The sequence below is a fragment of the Kibdelosporangium phytohabitans genome (assembly GCF_001302585.1).
Classification (GTDB): Bacteria; Actinomycetota; Actinomycetes; order Mycobacteriales; family Pseudonocardiaceae; genus Kibdelosporangium; species Kibdelosporangium phytohabitans.
The window spans coordinates 844592-863776 of record NZ_CP012752.1 but is presented as its reverse complement, the minus strand read 5'-3'; the positions used below and the strand labels follow the sequence as shown (position 1 = coordinate 863776).

General features: G+C 63.6%; 13 protein-coding genes and 1 pseudogene. 8 read left to right on the top strand and 6 right to left on the bottom strand.

The window, feature by feature from the left end; genetic code table 11:
* Window positions 1–986 precede the first annotated feature (986 nt).
* The gene (locus AOZ06_RS04075; RefSeq protein ID WP_054288190.1) at window positions 987–1946 is read left to right on the top strand and encodes a site-specific integrase; all 960 of its coding nucleotides are present in this window, start codon (window positions 987–989) and stop codon (window positions 1944–1946) included.
* Between the two features lie 315 nt (window positions 1947–2261).
* Window positions 2262–2572: pseudogene (locus AOZ06_RS55810) on the top strand (leucine zipper domain-containing protein); the annotation flags it as partial.
* Window positions 2573–2610: 38 nt separating this feature from the next.
* Here the strand turns inward: AOZ06_RS55810 and AOZ06_RS61895 are convergent.
* Window positions 2611–2796, bottom strand: a complete 186-nt coding sequence (locus AOZ06_RS61895; protein WP_054288189.1) for a transposase — start codon at window positions 2794–2796, stop codon at window positions 2611–2613.
* Window positions 2797–3044: 248 nt separating this feature from the next.
* On the opposite strand from AOZ06_RS61895, the gene AOZ06_RS61890 reads away from it, so the two are divergent.
* Genes AOZ06_RS61890 through AOZ06_RS04050 form a run of 4 tightly spaced genes read left to right on the top strand, consistent with a single transcriptional unit; the run spans window position 3045 to window position 10919 of the window.
* Entirely contained in the window at window positions 3045–3290 is a 246-nt protein-coding gene (locus tag AOZ06_RS61890; RefSeq protein ID WP_417999933.1) for a DUF5988 family protein, read from the top strand.
* Between the two features lie 32 nt (window positions 3291–3322).
* A complete protein-coding gene (locus tag AOZ06_RS55805) occupies window positions 3323–3805 on the top strand; it encodes an acyl-CoA thioesterase (protein ID WP_157232796.1) in 483 nt (160 codons plus the stop codon).
* A gap of 27 nt (window positions 3806–3832) precedes the next feature.
* A complete protein-coding gene (locus tag AOZ06_RS04060) occupies window positions 3833–5230 on the top strand; it encodes an acyltransferase domain-containing protein (protein WP_083471489.1) in 1398 nt (465 codons plus the stop codon).
* A 43-nt stretch (window positions 5231–5273) separates the two neighbouring features.
* Window positions 5274–10919 carry an SDR family oxidoreductase gene (locus tag AOZ06_RS04050; protein WP_083471488.1) on the top strand — a complete coding sequence of 1882 codons (5646 nt, stop codon included), beginning with the start codon at window positions 5274–5276 and terminating at the stop codon, window positions 10917–10919.
* A gap of 28 nt (window positions 10920–10947) precedes the next feature.
* On the opposite strand, the gene AOZ06_RS04045 is transcribed toward AOZ06_RS04050, so the two are convergent.
* Window positions 10948–11697 carry an IclR family transcriptional regulator gene (locus AOZ06_RS04045; RefSeq protein WP_054288184.1) on the bottom strand — a complete coding sequence of 250 codons (750 nt, stop codon included), beginning with the start codon at window positions 11695–11697 and terminating at the stop codon, window positions 10948–10950.
* Window positions 11698–12037: 340 nt separating this feature from the next.
* Between AOZ06_RS04045 and AOZ06_RS04040 the strand changes: the two genes are divergently transcribed.
* The gene (locus AOZ06_RS04040; RefSeq protein ID WP_054288183.1) at window positions 12038–13585 is read left to right on the top strand and encodes an ABC1 kinase family protein; all 1548 of its coding nucleotides are present in this window, start codon (window positions 12038–12040) and stop codon (window positions 13583–13585) included.
* Between the two features lie 19 nt (window positions 13586–13604).
* Here AOZ06_RS04040 and AOZ06_RS04035 read toward each other — a convergent pair whose 3' ends face one another.
* The 4 genes from AOZ06_RS04035 to AOZ06_RS04020 form a co-directional block, all read right to left on the bottom strand.
* Window positions 13605–14933 (bottom strand): tol-pal system YbgF family protein, encoded by a 1329-nt coding sequence (locus AOZ06_RS04035; RefSeq protein ID WP_157232795.1) that lies wholly within the window; start codon window positions 14931–14933, stop codon window positions 13605–13607.
* Window positions 14934–15601: 668 nt separating this feature from the next.
* Window positions 15602–16444, bottom strand: a complete 843-nt coding sequence (locus tag AOZ06_RS04030; protein ID WP_157232794.1) for a DEAD/DEAH box helicase — start codon at window positions 16442–16444, stop codon at window positions 15602–15604.
* Window positions 16357–16971 (bottom strand): hypothetical protein, encoded by a 615-nt coding sequence (locus AOZ06_RS04025; RefSeq protein ID WP_157232793.1) that lies wholly within the window; start codon window positions 16969–16971, stop codon window positions 16357–16359. Before AOZ06_RS04025 ends, AOZ06_RS04030 begins: the two co-directional genes overlap by 88 nt.
* Window positions 16956–17714 carry a hypothetical protein gene (locus tag AOZ06_RS04020; RefSeq protein ID WP_054288179.1) on the bottom strand — a complete coding sequence of 253 codons (759 nt, stop codon included), beginning with the start codon at window positions 17712–17714 and terminating at the stop codon, window positions 16956–16958. The genes AOZ06_RS04025 and AOZ06_RS04020 overlap by 16 nt, the downstream gene beginning before the upstream one ends.
* Before the next feature lie 968 nt (window positions 17715–18682).
* Here AOZ06_RS04020 and AOZ06_RS04015 point away from each other — a divergent pair.
* Entirely contained in the window at window positions 18683–19135 is a 453-nt protein-coding gene (locus AOZ06_RS04015; protein WP_169798847.1) for a hypothetical protein, read from the top strand.
* Window positions 19136–19185 lie beyond the last annotated feature (50 nt).

The window sequence follows — 19185 nt, the reverse complement described above, 5'->3', positions numbered from 1 at the left end:
GTCTGGAGCGATTCCGCCAGGCGGCCGCACACGAGGGACACACGGGCCGACCGCACACTCCCGGGCCATCGAAGGCTGGCATGGAAACAGGTCTGGAACAGGCAAAACAGATCGGCCAGGCCGCGCCCAGTCACAGCACGACGTGACGAGAGGCTGCGCGCAGTCGAACACTCTGCCGCGCTCCCCGGGCAAGCCATCTACCAGCACGGATGCTCGCCAAGCCTGCCCGTAAGCAGCGGTGAAGGACCGTGTCACGCGACGTCCAAGAGATGTCATCACTCCTCGAACGCCAATCGCAACGACTGCCATCAGCAGCAGCGTCAACAGCCACAGTAGACGCCGCGCGGCCAGTCATGCCATGAGCGGTCGATGTCTGCAACCGCCCATCGCTTGGTGATCCGCGCACATTCGACAGGACACCGCCATGCAACCAGCCACCCGACCCCGCCCACATTCCCGCAGGACCCGCCCCGCGGCCACATCGACACCCTGCCCAGCGGATCACTACGCGTACGCATCTACTCCGGAATCGACCCCATCACCCCACTATCTGTCGAACACGATCCCCGCAAGCCTGACCGCCGAACACCAAGCACAACGAGTTCTCCAGCGACTCATCGACCAGATCGACCAACACCGCCAGCGCCGCGCCAGCGCGACCCTCACCGAACTGATCAACGACACATCGACAAGCTCCACGCGGCGTCACCACCAAAGCCGGATACCGCGGATCGCACCGCAACCACATCAGGCCATTAATCGGTGACCGCACCATCGACGCGATCACGCCCAAGACACTCGACGCGCTCTACGCCACCCTCGCCCGCTGCTGCCAGCACTGCTACCCCACAGCCACCACAAACCACAGCACATGGCACGCAGAAACCTCGCGATCCAGAACACCACTGCCGGCCACTGTCCGCCGCGAGCATCCGCAAAGTCCACTACCTCATCAGCGGCGCCTACCGAACCGCCCGACGCTGGCAGTGGACCACCAACCCAACAGCACTGGCCAACCCACCCTCCAAACCACGCCCCCACCCACAACCACCCCACCCCGCCGAAGTCACCCGCATCCTCACCCACCTCTGGACCGAACCCGACCCACTCCTCGGCGTCCTCACCTGGACCGCCATCACCACCGGCACCCGCCGCGGCGAACTCTCCGCCTACGCGAGAACGACTTCGACGCCGACCGCCACGTCCTACACATCCACGCCAGCATCGCCCACGACGGCCCCAACCTCATCGAGAAAGACACCAAACTGCACCAACACCGCCGCATCGGCCTCGACCCCGACACCACCAACCTCCTCACGGCCTACCTCAACCACCGCCGCCACCACGCCGCCACCCACGGCATCACCCTCGTTCCCAACGCTTTTCTGTTCTCCTCCTCACGTGATGGATCAACCTGCATCGCACCGAACACCCTCAGCCAACGCTTCCGCCGACTCACCACCCGCCTGGGAATCCGCACCACACTGCACAAACTCCGCCACTACAACGCCACCGAACTCATCCTCGCCGGCGTCAACCTCCGCACCGTCGCCAGCCGACTCGGCCACGCCGACGCCGCCATGACCCTCAACACCTACACCGCCTGGATCAACGAAGCCGACCAACGCGCCAGCACACTTCTCGTCAACCGCCTGCCACTGCGCCTCACCGTCGCGCCACAACCACTCCCACCCACACCACCCACCAGCCCATACCAAGCAATCGCCAACGACCTACGCACCGCCATCATCAACGGCACCTACCCACCCGGAACCCACCTACCCAACCTCCACACCCTCGCCGCCCAGTACCACGTCGCCCCCAGCACCGCCCACCGCGCCATCACCCAACTCACCCACGACAACCTCGTCCACACCACACCCGGACACCCCACCACCATCACCAACAACCCACCCACCACACTGCCACCAACACCCATCCCCTAACTCGTACCAACCCACATCCGCCCAAACACCGGCCCACAAGCCACTCCCCCGCCCTACACCACCCCGACGCCGACCACCGCGCCACATCGCCGGCCACCCCCACAAAGGACACACTGGACACCAGAAACGGCACATGATCCATTAAGGACTATCCACATCCCGCTATCTGATCCCGAACCGCTCAGCGAGAACTTCAACAACGTCTAGCTGTTGCGGGTCACGAGGTTAGTAAGGCTGGCGAGGGCCTGACGATGGGGACGGGTCTTTCAGCGGCAGGGTGAGAAGTACCACCACTCGCCCGCCGAGCACCCGTTTGTGCTCCACCGTAACGCCCCGCTGTCTGTTGAAGGCCGCCGCGGTCTGGTCGAACGCTGCCAGACCCGTCCGTTCGCCCATGTCGCCGCGGAGATGGGCATCTCGTGGCACTGGCGCCTCGAAATGGGTCAACCGCTACCGCAAACCCGGCGAGGCCGGGTTGCTCGACGGGTCCAGCGTCCCGCACCACCAGCCCACCACCACCCCAGCCACGGGTCGTGTGGATCGAACAGCTCCGCCGCCGTCACAAGCATTCCGCCCGCCGGATCGTGCTCGAACTCGCGACCGTGGACATCACGGTGTCGGTGCGACCCCGGCTTCCACTCGGCGATCCGTCGCTGCGCGGCCATCAGTCGGTGTTGTCGGCACTGCTGGTCCCGGGTAGCTTCCCTGTGTCGATCAGTGCTTGGCGGCGCCAGCTGTAGATCGTCTGGTCGCTGATGTCGCGATCAGCTTCGACCTGGGCGACCCGACGGCCGGATGCGATCAGATCGAGGACCTTGCGCCGAAACTCAGGTGGGTACCGCTTGGGCAACGTGAGCCGTCCTCCGGGCGACTGAGATGAGTGATCATCCAACAACCCGACTCCGCATAACCGGAGGAGGACCGCACGTCACCGTCCAATATGGACAGTATGCGGCGGCGAAGCTCATGGTTCACAACGCCTGAGTTACCACGACCTGTTGCCGCGACCACTGACACCCCTACTCGGCGCGTTCTGTGCCACTGGACGGAACAGACGGTTGGGTGTGCGTAGCTACGTCCGTAGCGTCGACGATCGACATGTCCCGCATTGAGGAGCCGAACATGGTCGATGACGTCGCCGGATCAAGTCATGAGGTATGGCTCAAGGGTGGCCCACCGGGCATCTCATCCACTCGACATATCGATGACGGTGATATCAGCCATGTGAAGGTGAGTTATAGGGCCGGTCTGGAGCACTTCGAGTTCTCCGGTGAGTACCGGGAGGTTGAGAGTCAGCGCCTCCCAGTGTGCCGATGGATATACACAACGAAAGTCGCAGAATGAGCGTCTCAGGCAGAATGGGGCAGAAGTCCCGAATGCCGGAGTTGCCGGTGAATGGGCAACCATCCCATCTCACATCTGCGACCCAGGAGCGAGTGGTACTCATCGGTGATACATGCGCCTTCGGATCTGTTTATTTCAGTAAATTCATCGACTGGCAGGGTGAAATTCGCGAGAGATTTGGTTACGAACAATGTCCGAATTACTCGGCCGGTCTGTCTGGTGACGTAACCGCGGTCACCCAGTCTTGTTCATGCCGGCTCCTCCGTGAGCTCTGGCCCGGCGATCGCGTTGTTACTCGAATGGTCCTACCCTGGGTGCGCCTGGAGTATGCGCAGGCCTTGTTTTCCTATTCTCGTTTGACTGGTGATTCCGAGGAGATCGTCGCGACGGGCGAACAGGTGTGGATGAGCGCCCGTCGGACGGGAAACGTGTTCAGCCCAGGCCCCTGGCCGCAGGAGTTTCTCAACGCGGTGCAACGCATGGGCGGCGATGTGTCCCGCGCTCTCGTCGCCTAACTAAGTGCCGTCGAGGAGGAGTGCGCAATGGTGTCAAGAAACTGTTTTTTGTTTCCGGGATGTGGGGGATATTTCCCGGGAGCGCTCGCCCGGCTGGCTGCTGAACATCCCGCCGTGACTGCAGCGCTGGCACCGGTCGACCAGGCGGCCATGGAATACGGCCACCCGTCGGTGACTGCGCTGTTGACCGACCGCAACGCACCCGAACTGGAGGAGTTGGCTAGGACACCGATACGGCTGCACCTGGCAACCTTCGGTATCGGCGTCAGTATGCACGCGGTGTTCGCCACTGAGAAGATTTGCCCCGACGTGGTCTTGGGGCACAGCACGGGTGAGCTAGTTGCACTCGTCGCCGCAGGCTGCCTGTCGGCTTACGACGCCGCGCGGGTGCTGTGCGAACGGGAGGCGGCTCTTGACGAGCTCGATCCCGGTGGTGGCCTGGTGGCCGTGCACGCTCCCGCCGAACGGGTTGTGCACCTGTGTGGGGCGGCTGATGACTGGACCCTGAGCCCCACTCTGTACAACTCGCCTCGACAGAATGTCGTCGCTGGCCGCGTGCCTGGATTGACCATCCTGGAGGACATCGCTCGTGTGGCGGGAGTCTCCGTCAGTAGGCTGGCCCTGTCCTATCCGCATCACAGTCCGCTGCTGACTGGTCCGGCGACGCGACTGGCGGAGGTCACGAGTGACTATCGGACGAGCACGCCACAGTGTCGTGTGTATTCACCCGTTCTGAGGGGCTACGTCACCGGCGGCGCTGATGTACGGAGCATCATTAACGTCCATCTCATCAGTCCAGTGCATTTTTCCGAGGCACTTCAGCACCTGTATGGCGCCGGTGAGGTCGAGTGGTTCGTCGAAGCCGGGGCCCGGTCGATCCTCACCGATCTCGCCAGCGATACGCTGCCAGCCACAATTAAGACCAGTGCTCCGTTGCGCACGCCAGTTGGTGTGGATGAAGTCTTGCTGACATTGGGAAGGCCGAGAGCCGCCACCGCGACCCGGACCACACTGCCGGCAACATCTGGTTCGGCTGGTGCCAGTCAGGGCCGGACGACGGCGGTCGTGCGACCGGACGAGCCGGACCGTCAAGCGGTGACCGTCGAAAGCCCGGGATCGGTAACCCGACCGACCTCGTCCGCATCGGACGCTTTGCCCTCACGGCCCGAACTTCACGCAGAGTTGCGCCACCTGTTCGCCGAGGCCCTGGGATATCCAGAAGACGTGTTCGAAGACGACGCCCACCTCGAAGCCGATCTTGGCATCGCCTCGGTCCGCAAGACTGAACTGCTCGTGAAGATCCTTGATCGCTACGGTCTGCCAACACCAACGTCGGAGATGAGGGTCAGAGATTTCAACACCATCCCTAAACTTGCCGACTTGATATTCCGACTCGCGGAGCGGTCGAAGGCTGTGCTCACCTGACCCGACAGTAGGGTCCCGCCACTACCGAGGGAGCTGTCGGATCGTGAAAGATTTCTCCGGAAGGATAGTTCTCGTCACCGGCGGAGGCCGAGGTATCGGCTGTGCGATCGCCAAGGCTTTCGCTCGTCGAGGCGCGCATGTGATCGTAAACTACTTTCATTCTCGGCTGGAAGCTCACGAGACCGCCAGCGAGATCACCTCCGCAGGGGGTTCAGCAGAGCTGATACGCGCCTCCGTCGGTCGCCGTGACAGTGTGGCGACAATGTTCGCCGCCATCCGCGAACGCCACGACTACCTGGACGTTCTTGTCAATAATGCTGCTTACGGGGTTCTTGGCGGACTCGAAGAACTCTCTGACGACGACTGGAACAGAGGCCTTGGGGTCAACCTCCATGGCACTCGATGGTGCGTCGAGAACGCCGTTCCCCTGATGCAAAACCGCCCCTCTCCGGCGATCGTCACCATGTCCGCGCTCAACTTCCCGATCGGGCGGTATGCGGCGGTCGGTTCCTCCAGGGCGGCACAGGAGACACTCACCCGATATTTCGCGGCCGAATTGGGGGGTGCAGGTATCAGGGCCAACGTGGTTGTACCTGGCATGGTCGACAACTACGCCTTCACCTACTGGGACGACCCTGATCAACTCCGTGAGTACTGTCGAACCGGGACACTGTTGAATGTCCTGCCTACCGAACGAGATGTCGCGGAGACGGTGGTATTCCTGGCCTCGGACAACGCAAAGGGAATCACCGGGCAGTCCATTGCTGTAGACTGCGGTGCCTCTCTGATACTCGCCGGGCAGCCACCACACCGAGAATCGACACCGTGGACCACGATCCGAGGTCAATCGAACGGCGCGACACCGGAACTTCGGCCACGGCCGGTCACCACGACGCGACCACAGGTACCGGTGAGCACGGATACCGATACCGCGATTGCTGTGGTGGGGATGGGGATCGTCGTCCCTGGTGCTAGTGGTCCGGCCGAGTTCTGGCGCGTCCTCAACCAGGACGACAACACCTTTATCGAGCCCGAGAACGTCGACCTGACCTCCTGGTACGCGGCTGACCCCGACGCCGAGAACAAGACCTACATCCGACGTGCCGGGTTCATCCGCGGTTTTCGTCCACATCCAGTTCTGGCCGAGGAGGTGGCCCGAGGTCGTTGGCACGGGTGCGACAACACCACGGTGTTTCTGCGGCACTGCCTGCTTCAGGCCCGAGAAACGGTGGTCTATACCGGCACTGACCGCTTCGGGTGTTACCTGGCAACGTGTTCGGGCGGGAGCCTAGCTCTGGAAGACACTATTCTCGCCGATGTCGCGATCCGTACCGGCGGTGATCCCGAGGCGGTTGCCCGGCACTTCCGGCATGCCGCGGGCGATCCTCGTGCGCTTTTGCCGGACATGACGGTCCGCAATGCGTTCACCGGTCTGCTTCCCGAAGATACCGACTGGCTCACTCCTGATACAGCGTGCTCATCCTCGCTGTACGCGATTGATCTGGGCGTCAAGAGCCTGCTCGCCGGGGACTGCGACATCGCCTTCTGCGGCGGCGGCAACACTTCCGCTCGTCGTGACCTCGTTCTGTTCGCCAAGCTCAAAGGGCTTTCGCCCACCGGACAGGTTCGTGCCTTCGACACCGACACCGACGGTGTGCTGTTCTCCGAAGGTGCTGCGGTGGTCGCGCTCAAGAGGCTCGACCGCGCGATCGCCGATGGTGACCAAGTGCTGGGAATGCTGGGTGGGTTCGGTGGGTCCACCGACGGTCAGGGCAGCGTGGTCGCCCCTGCCCCTATTGGCCAGCGACTGGCCGTTCAACGTGCGCGAGCAGTCAACGACATCGATTCGTCGAGTGTGGACTGGGTGGTCGGTCACGGCACGGGTACGCGTGCCGGCGACCTCGTCGAACTGGAGACCTTGGCCGAGCTGGCCGGGCCCCACACACAGCTGTGCACATCGAACAAACCGCTCGTCGGACACACCGGATGGGCTGCTGGTGCGGTATCGGTCATCCACGCTTTGCTGGCGATGCGACACCATGCCATCCCGGCCGAGCGTTACTTCATCGCGCCACCGCCGCACACGCGGATCGGGTCGATCACCGTCCCGGTGGTCGACACCGCGTGGTCGGCCGCCCCACAGCGCCCGCGAACCGCCGGCGTGTCCGCGTTCGGATTCGGTGGTACCAATGCCCACCTGCTCCTGACCGAGTACTCCGACGAACGGACGTCGCCGTCCGCAGCCCTGAGTCGTCGCTGTGAGGACAACGACAGTGACATGGTGCTGGTCGGTTGGTCCACGCACCTACCAGGGGCACCGGGTAAAGCGGATGTGCGGCGCTGGTTGCGCACCGGCCTCACCGGCCCGCCGCGCTCGTTCGGCGAGCACTATCCCCTGCCACCGTTTCGCGAGCTACGCATGCCACCGGTGGTCGCACATTCCATCGATCGTACCCAGCTGATGGCCACTGCGGTGGTGGCCCAGTTTACCAGCGAGCACGGCCCCTTGTGGGAGCGTCACCGCGAGACGACGGGCGTCATTACCGGACACATGGGTCCTACTCGTGCCATGGTGGAGTACACCGTCCGAGCCGGGGCGGACGACGTGACCGCCGTATTGGCCGGCAATTCCACCGCCGTGGACGCGCTGGCGCTCCACCTCGACAAGCTGACCGTGCCCGCGGCGAACGATTCCGCGATGCCAGGTCAACTGGCCAATGTCATCGGTTCCAGACTGGCCGATCGGCTGCGGCTCAACGGTGTCACCGTGGCCGTAGACAGTGGGCGCGCCTCCACCCAAGCCGCCCTGCACGTGGCCGGTCGATACCTGGCCACCGGCGAGCTGGACGTCGCCCTGGTGCTGGGTATCAACGGCAACAGCACGCCCATCATGGCGAAGTTGGCCGGGATATCCGCGGATCGGCTCGCGGAGGGCGGGGTGCTGCTGATGCTCACCCGACCTTCGTTGGCGGCCGATCAGGGCTGGCCCGTACTTGCCCGCATTCGCACCGATGCCGGATGCACAACCACGGCCGACGACGGAGTCCGTATCGGTTGGGGCGACAAGGAGCCGAGCTACCTGGGCGCGGACGGGGCGCTGGCGCTGCTGCGGGCGGTGGAGCTCGATCTGTCCGAAGTGGAGATCGCCAATGCCGATCCCGGTCCGCGCGTCCGCGTCCGCCCCGCCACGGAGGGCCCCGGCACTACCGCTGTGCCGCCCGTTCCGAGAGTCCCCCAAACGGACATGACCCGGCGCTCAGTCGTGGTCACCCGCCGCCGGGACACCGTGCCGGCGAACGATCGACTGGCGGCCATCCCGCCGGGCGCGGTGCTGCTGGTCGACTCGATCGAGTCGGCCGAGATGCTGTCGGACACCGCGGCGCGGGCCCGCGCCACGCTGCTGTGTGCGGCCTCTGACCGAAACGAACTCGCTGACCTGGATCCCGTACTCGCCTCCCTGAGCAAGCACGCCGCGCCACATCTGCGGATCGTCGCCTCAAGCCGCCCGAGTTCACACCACTCCGCGCCACCACCAGCGCGGCTGCTCCGGCTACAGGAGTGGATGCTGCGGACCTGCGGGCATCTGTTCGACAGGCTGGTCTCAATGCCGTCCGGTTCGGTCGCCGCGTTGTTGCTCGACCGGCTAGTGGGATGCGCTGTTCATCCGCACCTGACCTTGATTACCGGGTTCCTGCGCAGCCTGGCCAACGAGGTCGCTTGTCCCACCTTTGCCGTGGTCACCGACGCGGCGCTGGCTGTCGGGCTCGACCAACTCAACAGCGAGTCGGCCGCAGCCCGCGACCGGGTGGTCGTGCTGTATCGCGGAGGTTTGCGCTACGTCGAGCAGATCTGTCCAGCACCACTTCCGGCTGTCGACACGCGCCGCCTGCCAGTCCATGACGGTTCGGTGGTGGTGGCAACAGGTGGTGCACGGGGTATCACAGCGGTCGCAGTCACCGCCCTGGCCGAGAGAGCTCGGATAAAGGTATGGCTGCTGGGCACGACGCCTCCGGACGCGTTTCCCGACGGGCTGGTGGAACGTCAGGAGGACGACTTGGGGGCGGCTCGCGCGGAGTTCATCGCCGCCCGACGCGCAGACGACCACCGCGCCAGTGTCGTGGAGTTGAACCGACGGTTCAGCCACATGCTGCGTTCCCGGGAGGTCGCGCTGACTCTGCGGCAGCTGCGCAAGCTGTGCGGCGCGGAGAGCGTGCGCTATCTGCTGTGCGATGTGACCGAAACCGACGCCACACACCGGGCCGCACGTACGATCCTCGACGAGGACGGACATGTCGACCTGCTGCTGCATGGCGCCGGTCGACTCAGCTCCGCGACAGTCGACAACAAAACACTGTCTGACTTCCGGACCGTGGTGGCTACCAAGGTCCACGGCTACGCCAACCTCAAGTCGGCCTTCGCGGCCGCACCACCGCGGCTGTGGTGCAACTTCGCCTCGGCGAGCGGAATCAACGCACCCCCTGGTGACACCGACTACGCACCCGCCAACGAATATCTTCTCGCCGCCGCACGCTCCGCGCACGAGCCTGGCACCGCTGAGGTCAGTATCGCCTGGGCACTCTGGGCACAGACCGGCATGGTCGACGAACACCTACAACGGCACCTGCACCGAACCTACGGCGTGACCGGAATGGACAACGCGACGGGGGCAGCCGCATTCCTGAACGAGATGCTCGTCCCGCGGCCACCCGACCCGGCGCCCATCTATGGAGCGGAAAGATGGTCCCAACTCCAGTCTCGAGACCATCAGGCCGACGCTGCCACCCCGTGTACGGCCTTGCCACTACTCGGCACCCCTGACCACCATGAGGACGGCGCGGCGACGTGGACCTGGCGCCCAGAACCACAACGAGATGCCTATCTGCATGAGCACTTGATCGACGGCAGACCCGTGCTCCCCACAGTCATCATGTTGGCGATAGCGGCTGACGCTGCCGCGCAGCTCACAGCGAAGACAGCTCCGAACGCGGTCATCACCGGGTTCCGCGACACCAGGATCGAGGAACCCTGCTACGTCGACCCGGATAGAACCCCCTCCCTGCACTGCAGCGTCCACGCCCACCGACATGGCTCAGACGCCGTGCGCGTGCACATTGTCTCCGACATTCATGCCCCCAACGGCCGAGTGCTGCGTCGAGGCCGCGTCCATTGCCGCACTGACGTCCTTCTTGGCTCACCGCGTGAGCCCATGCGGTGGCAGGGACGCACTCAACCACATCGAGTACAGGTGGCAGAGGATGTCTTCGCACGCTCCGATGTCTCAGTACGGTTGGTGGGCACCTGGTCCGTCCTGTCCGACATCACTGTCGATGATGCGGGCGGTCACGCTCGCTGCCTCTCCCGTCTCGAGCGGGGATCGGTATTCGAGAACGTACGCGCGCCTCTGCTGATGATCGATTCACTTTTCCGGCTGAATATCTGGGATTCACCCGGCCAGCTACACACCTTCGTCCCCCTCGGCATTGAACGTGTGGACCTGTTTACCAATGGTTCGGATGCCGATGTGGTCCGCCGTCACCCCCTGGGAGTCGATCTCTACTACGACGCTGCAACTGATCAATACTGTGTGGTCAGTCCCGAAGGAATGGTCCTCGTGCGTGCTGCCGGTCTTGAGTCCCACGTCATGGACGTCGTCCCAGCGGAGAGCGATTATCCGGAGTGGCGGCCGTGATAGGCGTCGAGCAGTACGACGCACGAGGTCAGAAGCTGACAGCACTCAACCCGCGTGATGCCGCAGCAGCTGCGGCACGAACGGCCACAGCGACCGCAGCCAGCCGATCCGCTGTGAGATTTTCTGTCACGGCCAACGCGGCGATAGGCGCTCCTTGCCCATCCAGTACTGGCGCGGAGACCGTCCGCACCTCGAGCACGGTCTTCTCTCGTCTCGTCGCCCATCCCGCTCGTCGCACACGGTCGAGATCAAGGTACAAGTTCACCACTTCGAACTCGGCCGACGACCGCGGCGTTTCGTCCACCAACTTCTCCTGCAACTCGCGCGGCAAGAATGCCAAGATGGCCTGTCCACCGGCCGTCTCACGAGCGAGTATCGGGTTCTGCAGGGCAGTCGCGACAGACAACGATTGACGTCCACATGCCATACCGATACATACTTCGAACCGACCACAGAGGATCGTCGCGCGGGCGATCGCATGAGTGGCGTTGTGCAACTCCTGCAACCAAGGCTGCAGGTACGCGCGGAGCAGACGAGGCGATTGTCCACATGCGAGTTCACCCAATTCGAGCATACGCCCGGTCAGGGCATACTTGCCACTCCACCGTTCGACCAGACGAAACGCACACAGAATCCGCAGGAGCCGGTGAATTGTAGATTTTGGAAGCCCGGTGCGTTGTGACAGCTCGGTCACACCCGCAGGCATCCCCGCCTCGGCAAGGAACGACTCCAGAATGACAAGTGCCTTCTCCGCCGACCCCAATCCGTCATCGCCCATCTTGCACCTTTCCAGTACGAGGTCACCGACCGGTCGAGAGTCGGGACCGTCCCACAAGGCCCTGGGCCAGCAACCACGATATTAACAATCATGGAGTGAACGAGAAGATCGACTTCCGGGGTTCGACCCTTTGCGATGCGCCGTCACCGTTTCAGCCGCACATCAATCACCCAATGTCACGGTCGCTGCGTACACCTCATTGGACACAGCAGACATGATCGCGATCGTCCGTCAACACGTTCAACATTCTCTCATTTCCACGAAGTTGTGAGTGTCTCAGCGCGATTGTTGTAATTGATCGATGTCGGCCCGGATCGTCACACTGGGAGGGTGAGCGCCCTTGTTCGCCACGACAGACACCGTCCACGGCAAGAGCGAACGAGTCGACTCCAGAAGCGAGGGTGGGCGAGCGCGGCTACTGGCTTCCATCGCACACAACATCGCGATCGACAGGATGTCTGCGTCGGGCCGTCCGGATGACGAGAAGACCCGACGGCGCGCGAGAGCCGTACGTGTCGCATTCGAACGCTTGGGACCGTTCTACATCAAGCTGGGACAAATCCTGTCCACGCGGCCCGACCTCGTCTCCGACGGGATGATCGAGGAACTGGAGAACCTGCACGACAATGTGAAGGCCAGTCCATTCGCGGAGTTCGCCGAGATCCTCGACGGGGACCTGCCGGCGTGGCGGCAGCGATTCCGGTCGATCGACGTCGTGCGACCGTTGGGCTCGGCGTCCCTCGCGCAGGTGTACAAGGTGGTGCTCAACGACGGCCGACCAGCCGTGGTAAAGATACAGCGCCCCCGGATCCAGCAGCGCGTGCTGCAGGACATGAAACAGCTGCGTCGGGTGGGCCGGCTGATCGGACACCTGGCGCCCCGGTTCAACGAGCTGATCGACATCGACGCCATGCTGCAGGTGCTCTTCAACGGGATGCAACCGGAACTCGACTTCATCCTCGAGGCACAGAACATGGTCAACGCGAGGCGCGTGGCGAAGCAGTTCCAACACCTCACTGTCCCGAGAGTGATCGACGCGACGCAGCGAGTCTTGATACAGACACTTGCACCCGGCGTGTCCATAGGGGCCGCCAACCCCGCCGACTTCACCGTCAAGGAACGCAAGAAGATCGGTCGGGACCTACTGAGATTCATGTACCAGGGCTACTTTTCCGAGCACGTCTTCCACGCCGACCCGCACCCCGGGAACATCTTCGTACATCCAGGCAAGAAGGCCAACATCATCGACTGGGGCATGGTCGGCCGAATCGACCGAAACCTGGGCACACTACTGTTTGTGACCTTGATGAGCATCGCTCGAAACGACGCCGCGGCTGCCGCACGCGCGTGGGTGGAGATGGGGCACGCCACGTCTCGGGCGGACCTCAACGGGTTCGCCACCGACCTGTCGATGTTGATTCCCAAGATGTCGACAGCGTCCCTCGAAGAGCTCAACTTCGGAGTCACCCTCAGCACCGTCCTCATGTACTCGACGAGGCGGGGCATCTACACCAGCCCGCACGTCTCCATGGTGGGCAAGTCGTTTGCGAACGTCGAGGGGTCAGTGCGCAACCTAGCACCAGAGCTATCCATGGTGGACGTGTTCGAGGATGCCATGGTCGATACCGTCACAGACCTCCTCAGCGAGTTCATGTCCAAGCCTCAGCTCACCCGTCTCGCGTTGGATCTCATGATCGGCAGCGACGTCGCGTTCGACTACCTACGCAACCTGCTGCATGACATCAACAACCGGGACCTCACGCTTCGAGTCGGCCTGCTTGCCGGACCCGGGAACCAGAAAATGAACAGGAAACAACAGCTGCTGCATCTGGGGCTCGGAGCGCTCCTCGCCTGGGCGTGGACACAACGCGAACGACGCCGCAGGTAAACGAGTTTACCAAACCGGTTCATGTCACCATCTCGCTGGCCTGATGCAGTACACGTTGGACGATCGCGTTGTCCCGATGCTTCTGCAGACTGGCTCTGAACCTGGTGAACAGGACGCTGATCCGCGCGGAGGAGATGTACGGATACTCACTCAGGAAGCGTTGCCATGTCACACATGCCTGTTCCATGTGAGAGCGACCAAGCTGCACTTCGGCAAGTTGATAGGTTGTCAGCATCCTTGATCGGCGCTGGACCTCCGGTCGGCGCCGCAACGAGTCGGCCAGCGCAGTCTCGGCATGGCGGAAGTGCCGGAGATACGCCATCACCAAGCCGGTGCGATGTTCCAAGTCCGCCAACCCACTGCTGTCGCCTGACTGCCCTCCAGGGTCACACTGCAGCAAGCTCTTCTCGGCGTTGGTCAGGGCCCTGAACGCCTGTCTCCTATTGGCGAGCGCGGCGTGGCACACAGCGGCTTGTCCGAGCAACGCGGCACGAACACAGGGTGGCGTGGGTGCACACGTTTGCGGGATTGCCGCCTCGGCCAGTTGAGCGGCGTACTGGTAATGGCCGAGGAAGTGCGCCTGCACGCTCATGTCGTGCAGGATGACGACTCGCCTCGAGACGTCGTTAGCTTCCTGTGCCAGTTGCAGCGCGGCACGGTAATAGCGCTGAGCCAGGTTGTGGTGGAGGTTGTCGAAACTCATAAAGCCGATCAGCTGTGTCAGCGCTGCGGCGGCACTGACACGTGCTCGGCTGCCGCAGTTCGTCGCGCCTGGGAAGGGTTGGGCAAGAACATCACTGGCCAGGTAGGCGACCACGGCGAAGCGGGTGTTGCCGCCCCCGAGCATCTGGTCGGCCACGGCGAACGCGGATGTCATGCTGGTCAGCACCCTCACATTGGCGGCCTCACCCTGGTCAATCACAGTGGGACTCGTCAGCGGAACCCCGCCGGGCCATCCCGGAGCAACTGCCAACGCAGCCCGAAAGGGCAATTCACGCAGTGCCGACCGCCGCGGGTCCAGATCCGCCATCACCAGGTCACGCAGGGTGTGAACACCGGAGGTTTTCTCGACCGGCAACTCGCCGTCGGTCGAGACGTCGGTCAAACCGGCTTCGGCCGGAGATATGAAGCGGCCGAGTCGGCGAGACAGTGCCTCGGCCACGAACTGGGGCACCGGGGGTCGCGGTCGACTCCCCGCCAGCCAGTGTGAGACAGCAGTCCGGTCATAGTGCAGCGCGACATCTGCTTCGGCCCCGACGCCGTTGACGGCTGCCGCCAAGCTGTGATTTGTCCAGCGGGCTGCCTTCAACAGATGACGAAGCGCGTCGTTTCGCACCTGATTGCGCACGGTCTCAACTCCCGAGATCGCGTTCCCACCGGTGTCACTTGATTGTCGTGCCTACGGTGCCAGGGCGTACGACCCCTCACCAGATTCGGCAAGTTCCATGCGACCTTGGCGAAATCCACACTGCATCATCTGGTCGCGGTTGACCACGCCGGGGCGGTCATCCGGTTCAGAGGCGGTCAGGTCGTGTGAACCCGCTTGTTTTCGAGAACAGCTGGGAGGACAGGGTTCGTACCCGATGCGTCGATATCTGCACCCCCTCGGCATACTCGATCATCGATCGATATCATTCAGTGAAGATGACGAGACCTCGTCGAGCAACCCGGCGACCGGGTGAAACGTGACCCACACGAATAGCGTAGAGCCGTCGGACGTAAGGTGACGAACCACGCACTTTCGACCCGAGGACTTGACCCTCCCAAGATCGATATTCCATTTACCGCCTCTTGAGATTCACCTTGTTCAACAACGTAACAACAGTGGAACCTTTACCGCCGAGAGCGGGCGCGGTCTACTGGGGTATAAGCACAGTTGAACCTCGGGAGGACAGAATGGCTAAGCGGAAGAGAACCCTCTTCGACGACCTGTTCGACCGGATCGACGACACCAGTCAGGATCTCCGGAAAGCCAGCAGGCGAGCATTTCGGGCCAAGAAAAAGAAGAAGGACAGCTCACGCAAGTGGGCCAAACGCAACAACCGACACCTGGAAGCGTTGACCGAGCAGGTCGGCCTGCTGGTCCAACACCTGAAGACCCAGCAGCCCAACAACACGAGCAAGGGGGCCCCTTCCTGACCGAACCACGAGCGCCCCACATGGCACAACCGCCGATACCTTCGCTGCACCCGATGTTCTTTCTGGCTCGATGCTTTTGACGAACAGGCGACGCCCTGCCCCTTGCATGCGCGCGCTGAACTCTGCCAGTTCGTCGTGGTTGGCATTGGCTCGCCGGAGGGCGAGTTCGAGGCGCTTGGCGTGCGGGCTGCCCATCGTGATGATGCCGAGGGTGTCCTCGGGATTGCTGCGAGCGTGCGTCAGCACCAGCTCGATGACCTTGTCCACCTCGGCGTCGGCAGACCCGTCACGCCCGGGCGCCACTCGGCCGTCGACCTGGTGCAACGACAGAGGGCTCACTGCCTGGCAACCGGGGAAGGTGATGAGCTTGCCCCGGTAGAAAGCCTTGTTGGAGAAGGCGATCAGCCGCTCGTCCTGACTGCGGTAGTGCCACTCCAGCATCCGGGTGTTCGGGATGAAGGCACTCAGGCAGGCGAGGATGGACTCGAAATCTCGGACTTGAGGGGTATCGGCGCCCTCGCCGTCCTCGTCGTCTGAATCGCCACCGCTGAGAGCGGTGCGCAACCAGGCACTGGGCGGCAGTTGGCGCTCGTCTCCCGCGACGACGAGTTGCGTGCCGCGCATGATGGAGGTCATCGAGTCCTGTGGTTCCACCTGGCTTGCCTCGTCGAAGACAACCAGGTCGAACAGCTGTTGTGCGGGCAGGAGCCTGCTGACCACGATCGGGGACATCGCCCAGCACGGGCGGGCGGCGAGCAGGACGTCCGGTGCCTTGGCGACCAGCTTCCGCAGGGGATGTGGCCCCGCTTGCGCTTCGCCTCGGCACGGACCACCTCGTTCTGGTCCGGATGCGCGTCACGTGCTGCACGCAATCTCTCGGCGACTCGCCTGCGCACGCGCTGGGCGTTGAGCTGGAAGTGCGCGGTGTCGAACTCCCGGAACTCGGAGACCAGGTGGGACTGGTGCAGCCCGGCGAACTGACCCAGGTGCGGAATGCGCACCCGGTACTCGTCAAGCAGGGAGCTGTACCAGGAGTGGTGGAACATGGTGCGTGCGAGTTCGGCGTCCGCGTCCCGTTCCACCAGCACGTCCAGGAAGCGCCGCAGGCCCATCCCGACGAGTCGATCGGTCAACTCGTTGAGCAGGGGGACCTGGAGGAGGAAGTCCCGCTCCTCATGCAGCCGGCCGACGTGCGCTGTCACCTCCTCTTCCGACCATTGGTCGGGTTCGGTCAGCTGCGCTCCCATCGCCACAGCGGCCAGTTGGTCGCGGGCCTTGGCGATCTCCTCGAGAGCCTCGGCGAGACCGATGACTTCCTGCGGTGCGCCCCTCCCGCCGCCATCTCCTGCCACCGGTTGCGCTGGACGAGCGTTGCGCTCAGCTCCGCGTGCAGCGTGCGCCGACTGCACTTCCCGGCCTTGCGGAGCTCTGTCGCCTGCTTCCGCGCCTTGCGCTGCTGCCACCAGTTCAGCGGCCGTGGGTGAGCGGACCGCCACCTGCGGTCCCCGGTGGCGAAGCAGTAGTCCTCGAGTTTGTCGCCGAACACGTCTTTCTCGAAGAGAACCAACGTGTCTTCGACGTGGCGTGTGCTCGCGAACTGCCGCTCCTCGAACTCGGCGGCGCGGCCGTGCCCGGCCACGACATCGCTCAGCGCCGCGTATACGAGACCCGCGTGCGTCGAGCGGTCATCGTTCTCCTCGATCATCGCGTTCAGCTCGTCGGTGAGCTCTTCGACGTCGAGATCGATGCCATGCTGGCGGTTGAGGGCATACAGCAGCACTGGGTTGACCTCAGGAACTCCGACCAACTCGAGCACATAGTCCGTCTCCGCGGCGGCGCGCGGTGTGACCGTGAGCGGTTGAAGCACGAGAGGCGCACGCAGTGGCTTGACGGGCGTCGTGCCTTTGGTCGACGTCGGTTGCAGCAGAAACAGGCCATGGGCACACTTGCCCACGTCGTCGACTCCTTGTTCCTCCTGGAAGGTGAGCATCCTGCGGCGCAGGTTTCGCGCGCGCTGGCAGGCAGCCGCGTGCGCCTTCCAACGCTGCGATCGGCGCGTCAACACCGAGCCCGCACAGCACAAGCGAGCCGACCAGTATGCCGAGGAAAGACACAGCAGGTCAGCATCCGATCAGGGCATATGAAGGCGCACGATCGGGGCGAGTGCCACCGAGAATGCGAATGTCACGCGCGGCGCAGAGCAGCCGCCGTGCTTGGCGGCACACCTCACGCGGCCCACAGCTGCGCCTCGCTATCGGCTCTCGCGACGAATGGACACGCCTCGCCCACTGTGCCGCCACTTCCTGGGCAACACAATGGTCGCCAACCGTTGGGCGAGTATCGCTGGTATTCAGGCGGACTCGGGAGCGGCCGGTGGCCCGCTCGATCAACAACAGGGCCACGGTGTAGTTGGTGTTGGAGTAGCTCTGGTCGGTTCCCCGGTTCGAACCGCGCCGACTTGGTCAACGCGAACCGCACCAGTTCCTCGGGCTGGTAGGTGTGCAACCGGTTGTCCACCCATTCCTTGCTCTGCGACGGAAGCCCCATCACGAACCTGCCGTCGGCCCCGAGCTCGCCGGCGTCGTTTCGCAGGGAGTGTCAGGCGCGATCACCACAGCCATACCCAAGCAACTCGTCGGCGGACACTGTGCTGGCACGGTGAGCTTGGCGCTCCGCCGGTTCGTGCGCCCACCCGTCGAATCGAAGGACCAGTAACGGACATGACCTGTTGCGGGTCATGAGGTTGGTGACGCTGGCGAGGGCCTGAAGTAGGGGGCGGGGTCCTTTCAGCGGCAGGATGAGAAGTACCACCGACTCATTCGCCGAGCAGAAAGACCCGTTCTTGCTCCACCGTAACGCCCCGCTATCAAGGCCACCTACAGCTACACGACCAGCACCGGCGCGGACAGCGACCAACTGCAGGATCCGCAGGATCAGCACTCCGCGCGGCACGGTGCATTGCCGACCACCCAGCTGGGGTATCTCGTACGAGTGAAGCCTGTCTTGACGTTGGTAGCGTCCGTGTTGTTCGTCGTTGTTGGTGTGTTGATGGTGGTGTACGGCGAAGTGGCTGTGGGATCGGCCGGGGCCTTGCTTGGCCTCGGCGGGGTCGGCGCGTACGTGCTCGATCGCGCACGGCGTCGAGGTGACCCGCGAGCGGGCGGTGTGCATGAACCGCACACCCGAGGTCCGTACCTGCTGCTCGGAGGGGCGCTCGGGGGCATGTTCGCCGCTATCGGCGTGATCTGTCTGGTGTTCACGCCCGTGACCAAGTACCGCGGCTGGGTCCGGACACCGACTGACGCACGAGTGTTAGGTGCGATCGCCCTCGTGTTCGGTCTTGTCATCATCGCCGTGGCGATCACCCGCTGGGTTCGAACACGTCGCTCACAGCCGATAGACCAGCGATGACACCTCGACTATGACAAGCACGACCCAGCCGGCCGCACCACCGGCAACAG

Excerpts from the sequence above, each read along its gene's own strand:
- AOZ06_RS04020 (WP_054288179.1), bottom strand. The coding sequence starts at position 17,714 with ATGCTCACCTTCCAGGAGGAACAAGGAGTCGACGACGTGGGCAAGTGT.
- AOZ06_RS55805 (WP_157232796.1), top strand. The coding sequence starts at position 3,323 with ATGCCGGAGTTGCCGGTGAATGGGCAACCATCCCATCTCACATCTGCG.
- AOZ06_RS61890 (WP_417999933.1), top strand. The coding sequence starts at position 3,045 with ATGTCCCGCATTGAGGAGCCGAACATGGTCGATGACGTCGCCGGATCA.
- AOZ06_RS04060 (WP_083471489.1), top strand. The coding sequence starts at position 3,833 with ATGGTGTCAAGAAACTGTTTTTTGTTTCCGGGATGTGGGGGATATTTC.
- AOZ06_RS04025 (WP_157232793.1), bottom strand. The coding sequence starts at position 16,971 with ATGGGAGCGCAGCTGACCGAACCCGACCAATGGTCGGAAGAGGAGGTG.
- AOZ06_RS04045 (WP_054288184.1), bottom strand. The coding sequence starts at position 11,697 with ATGGGCGATGACGGATTGGGGTCGGCGGAGAAGGCACTTGTCATTCTG.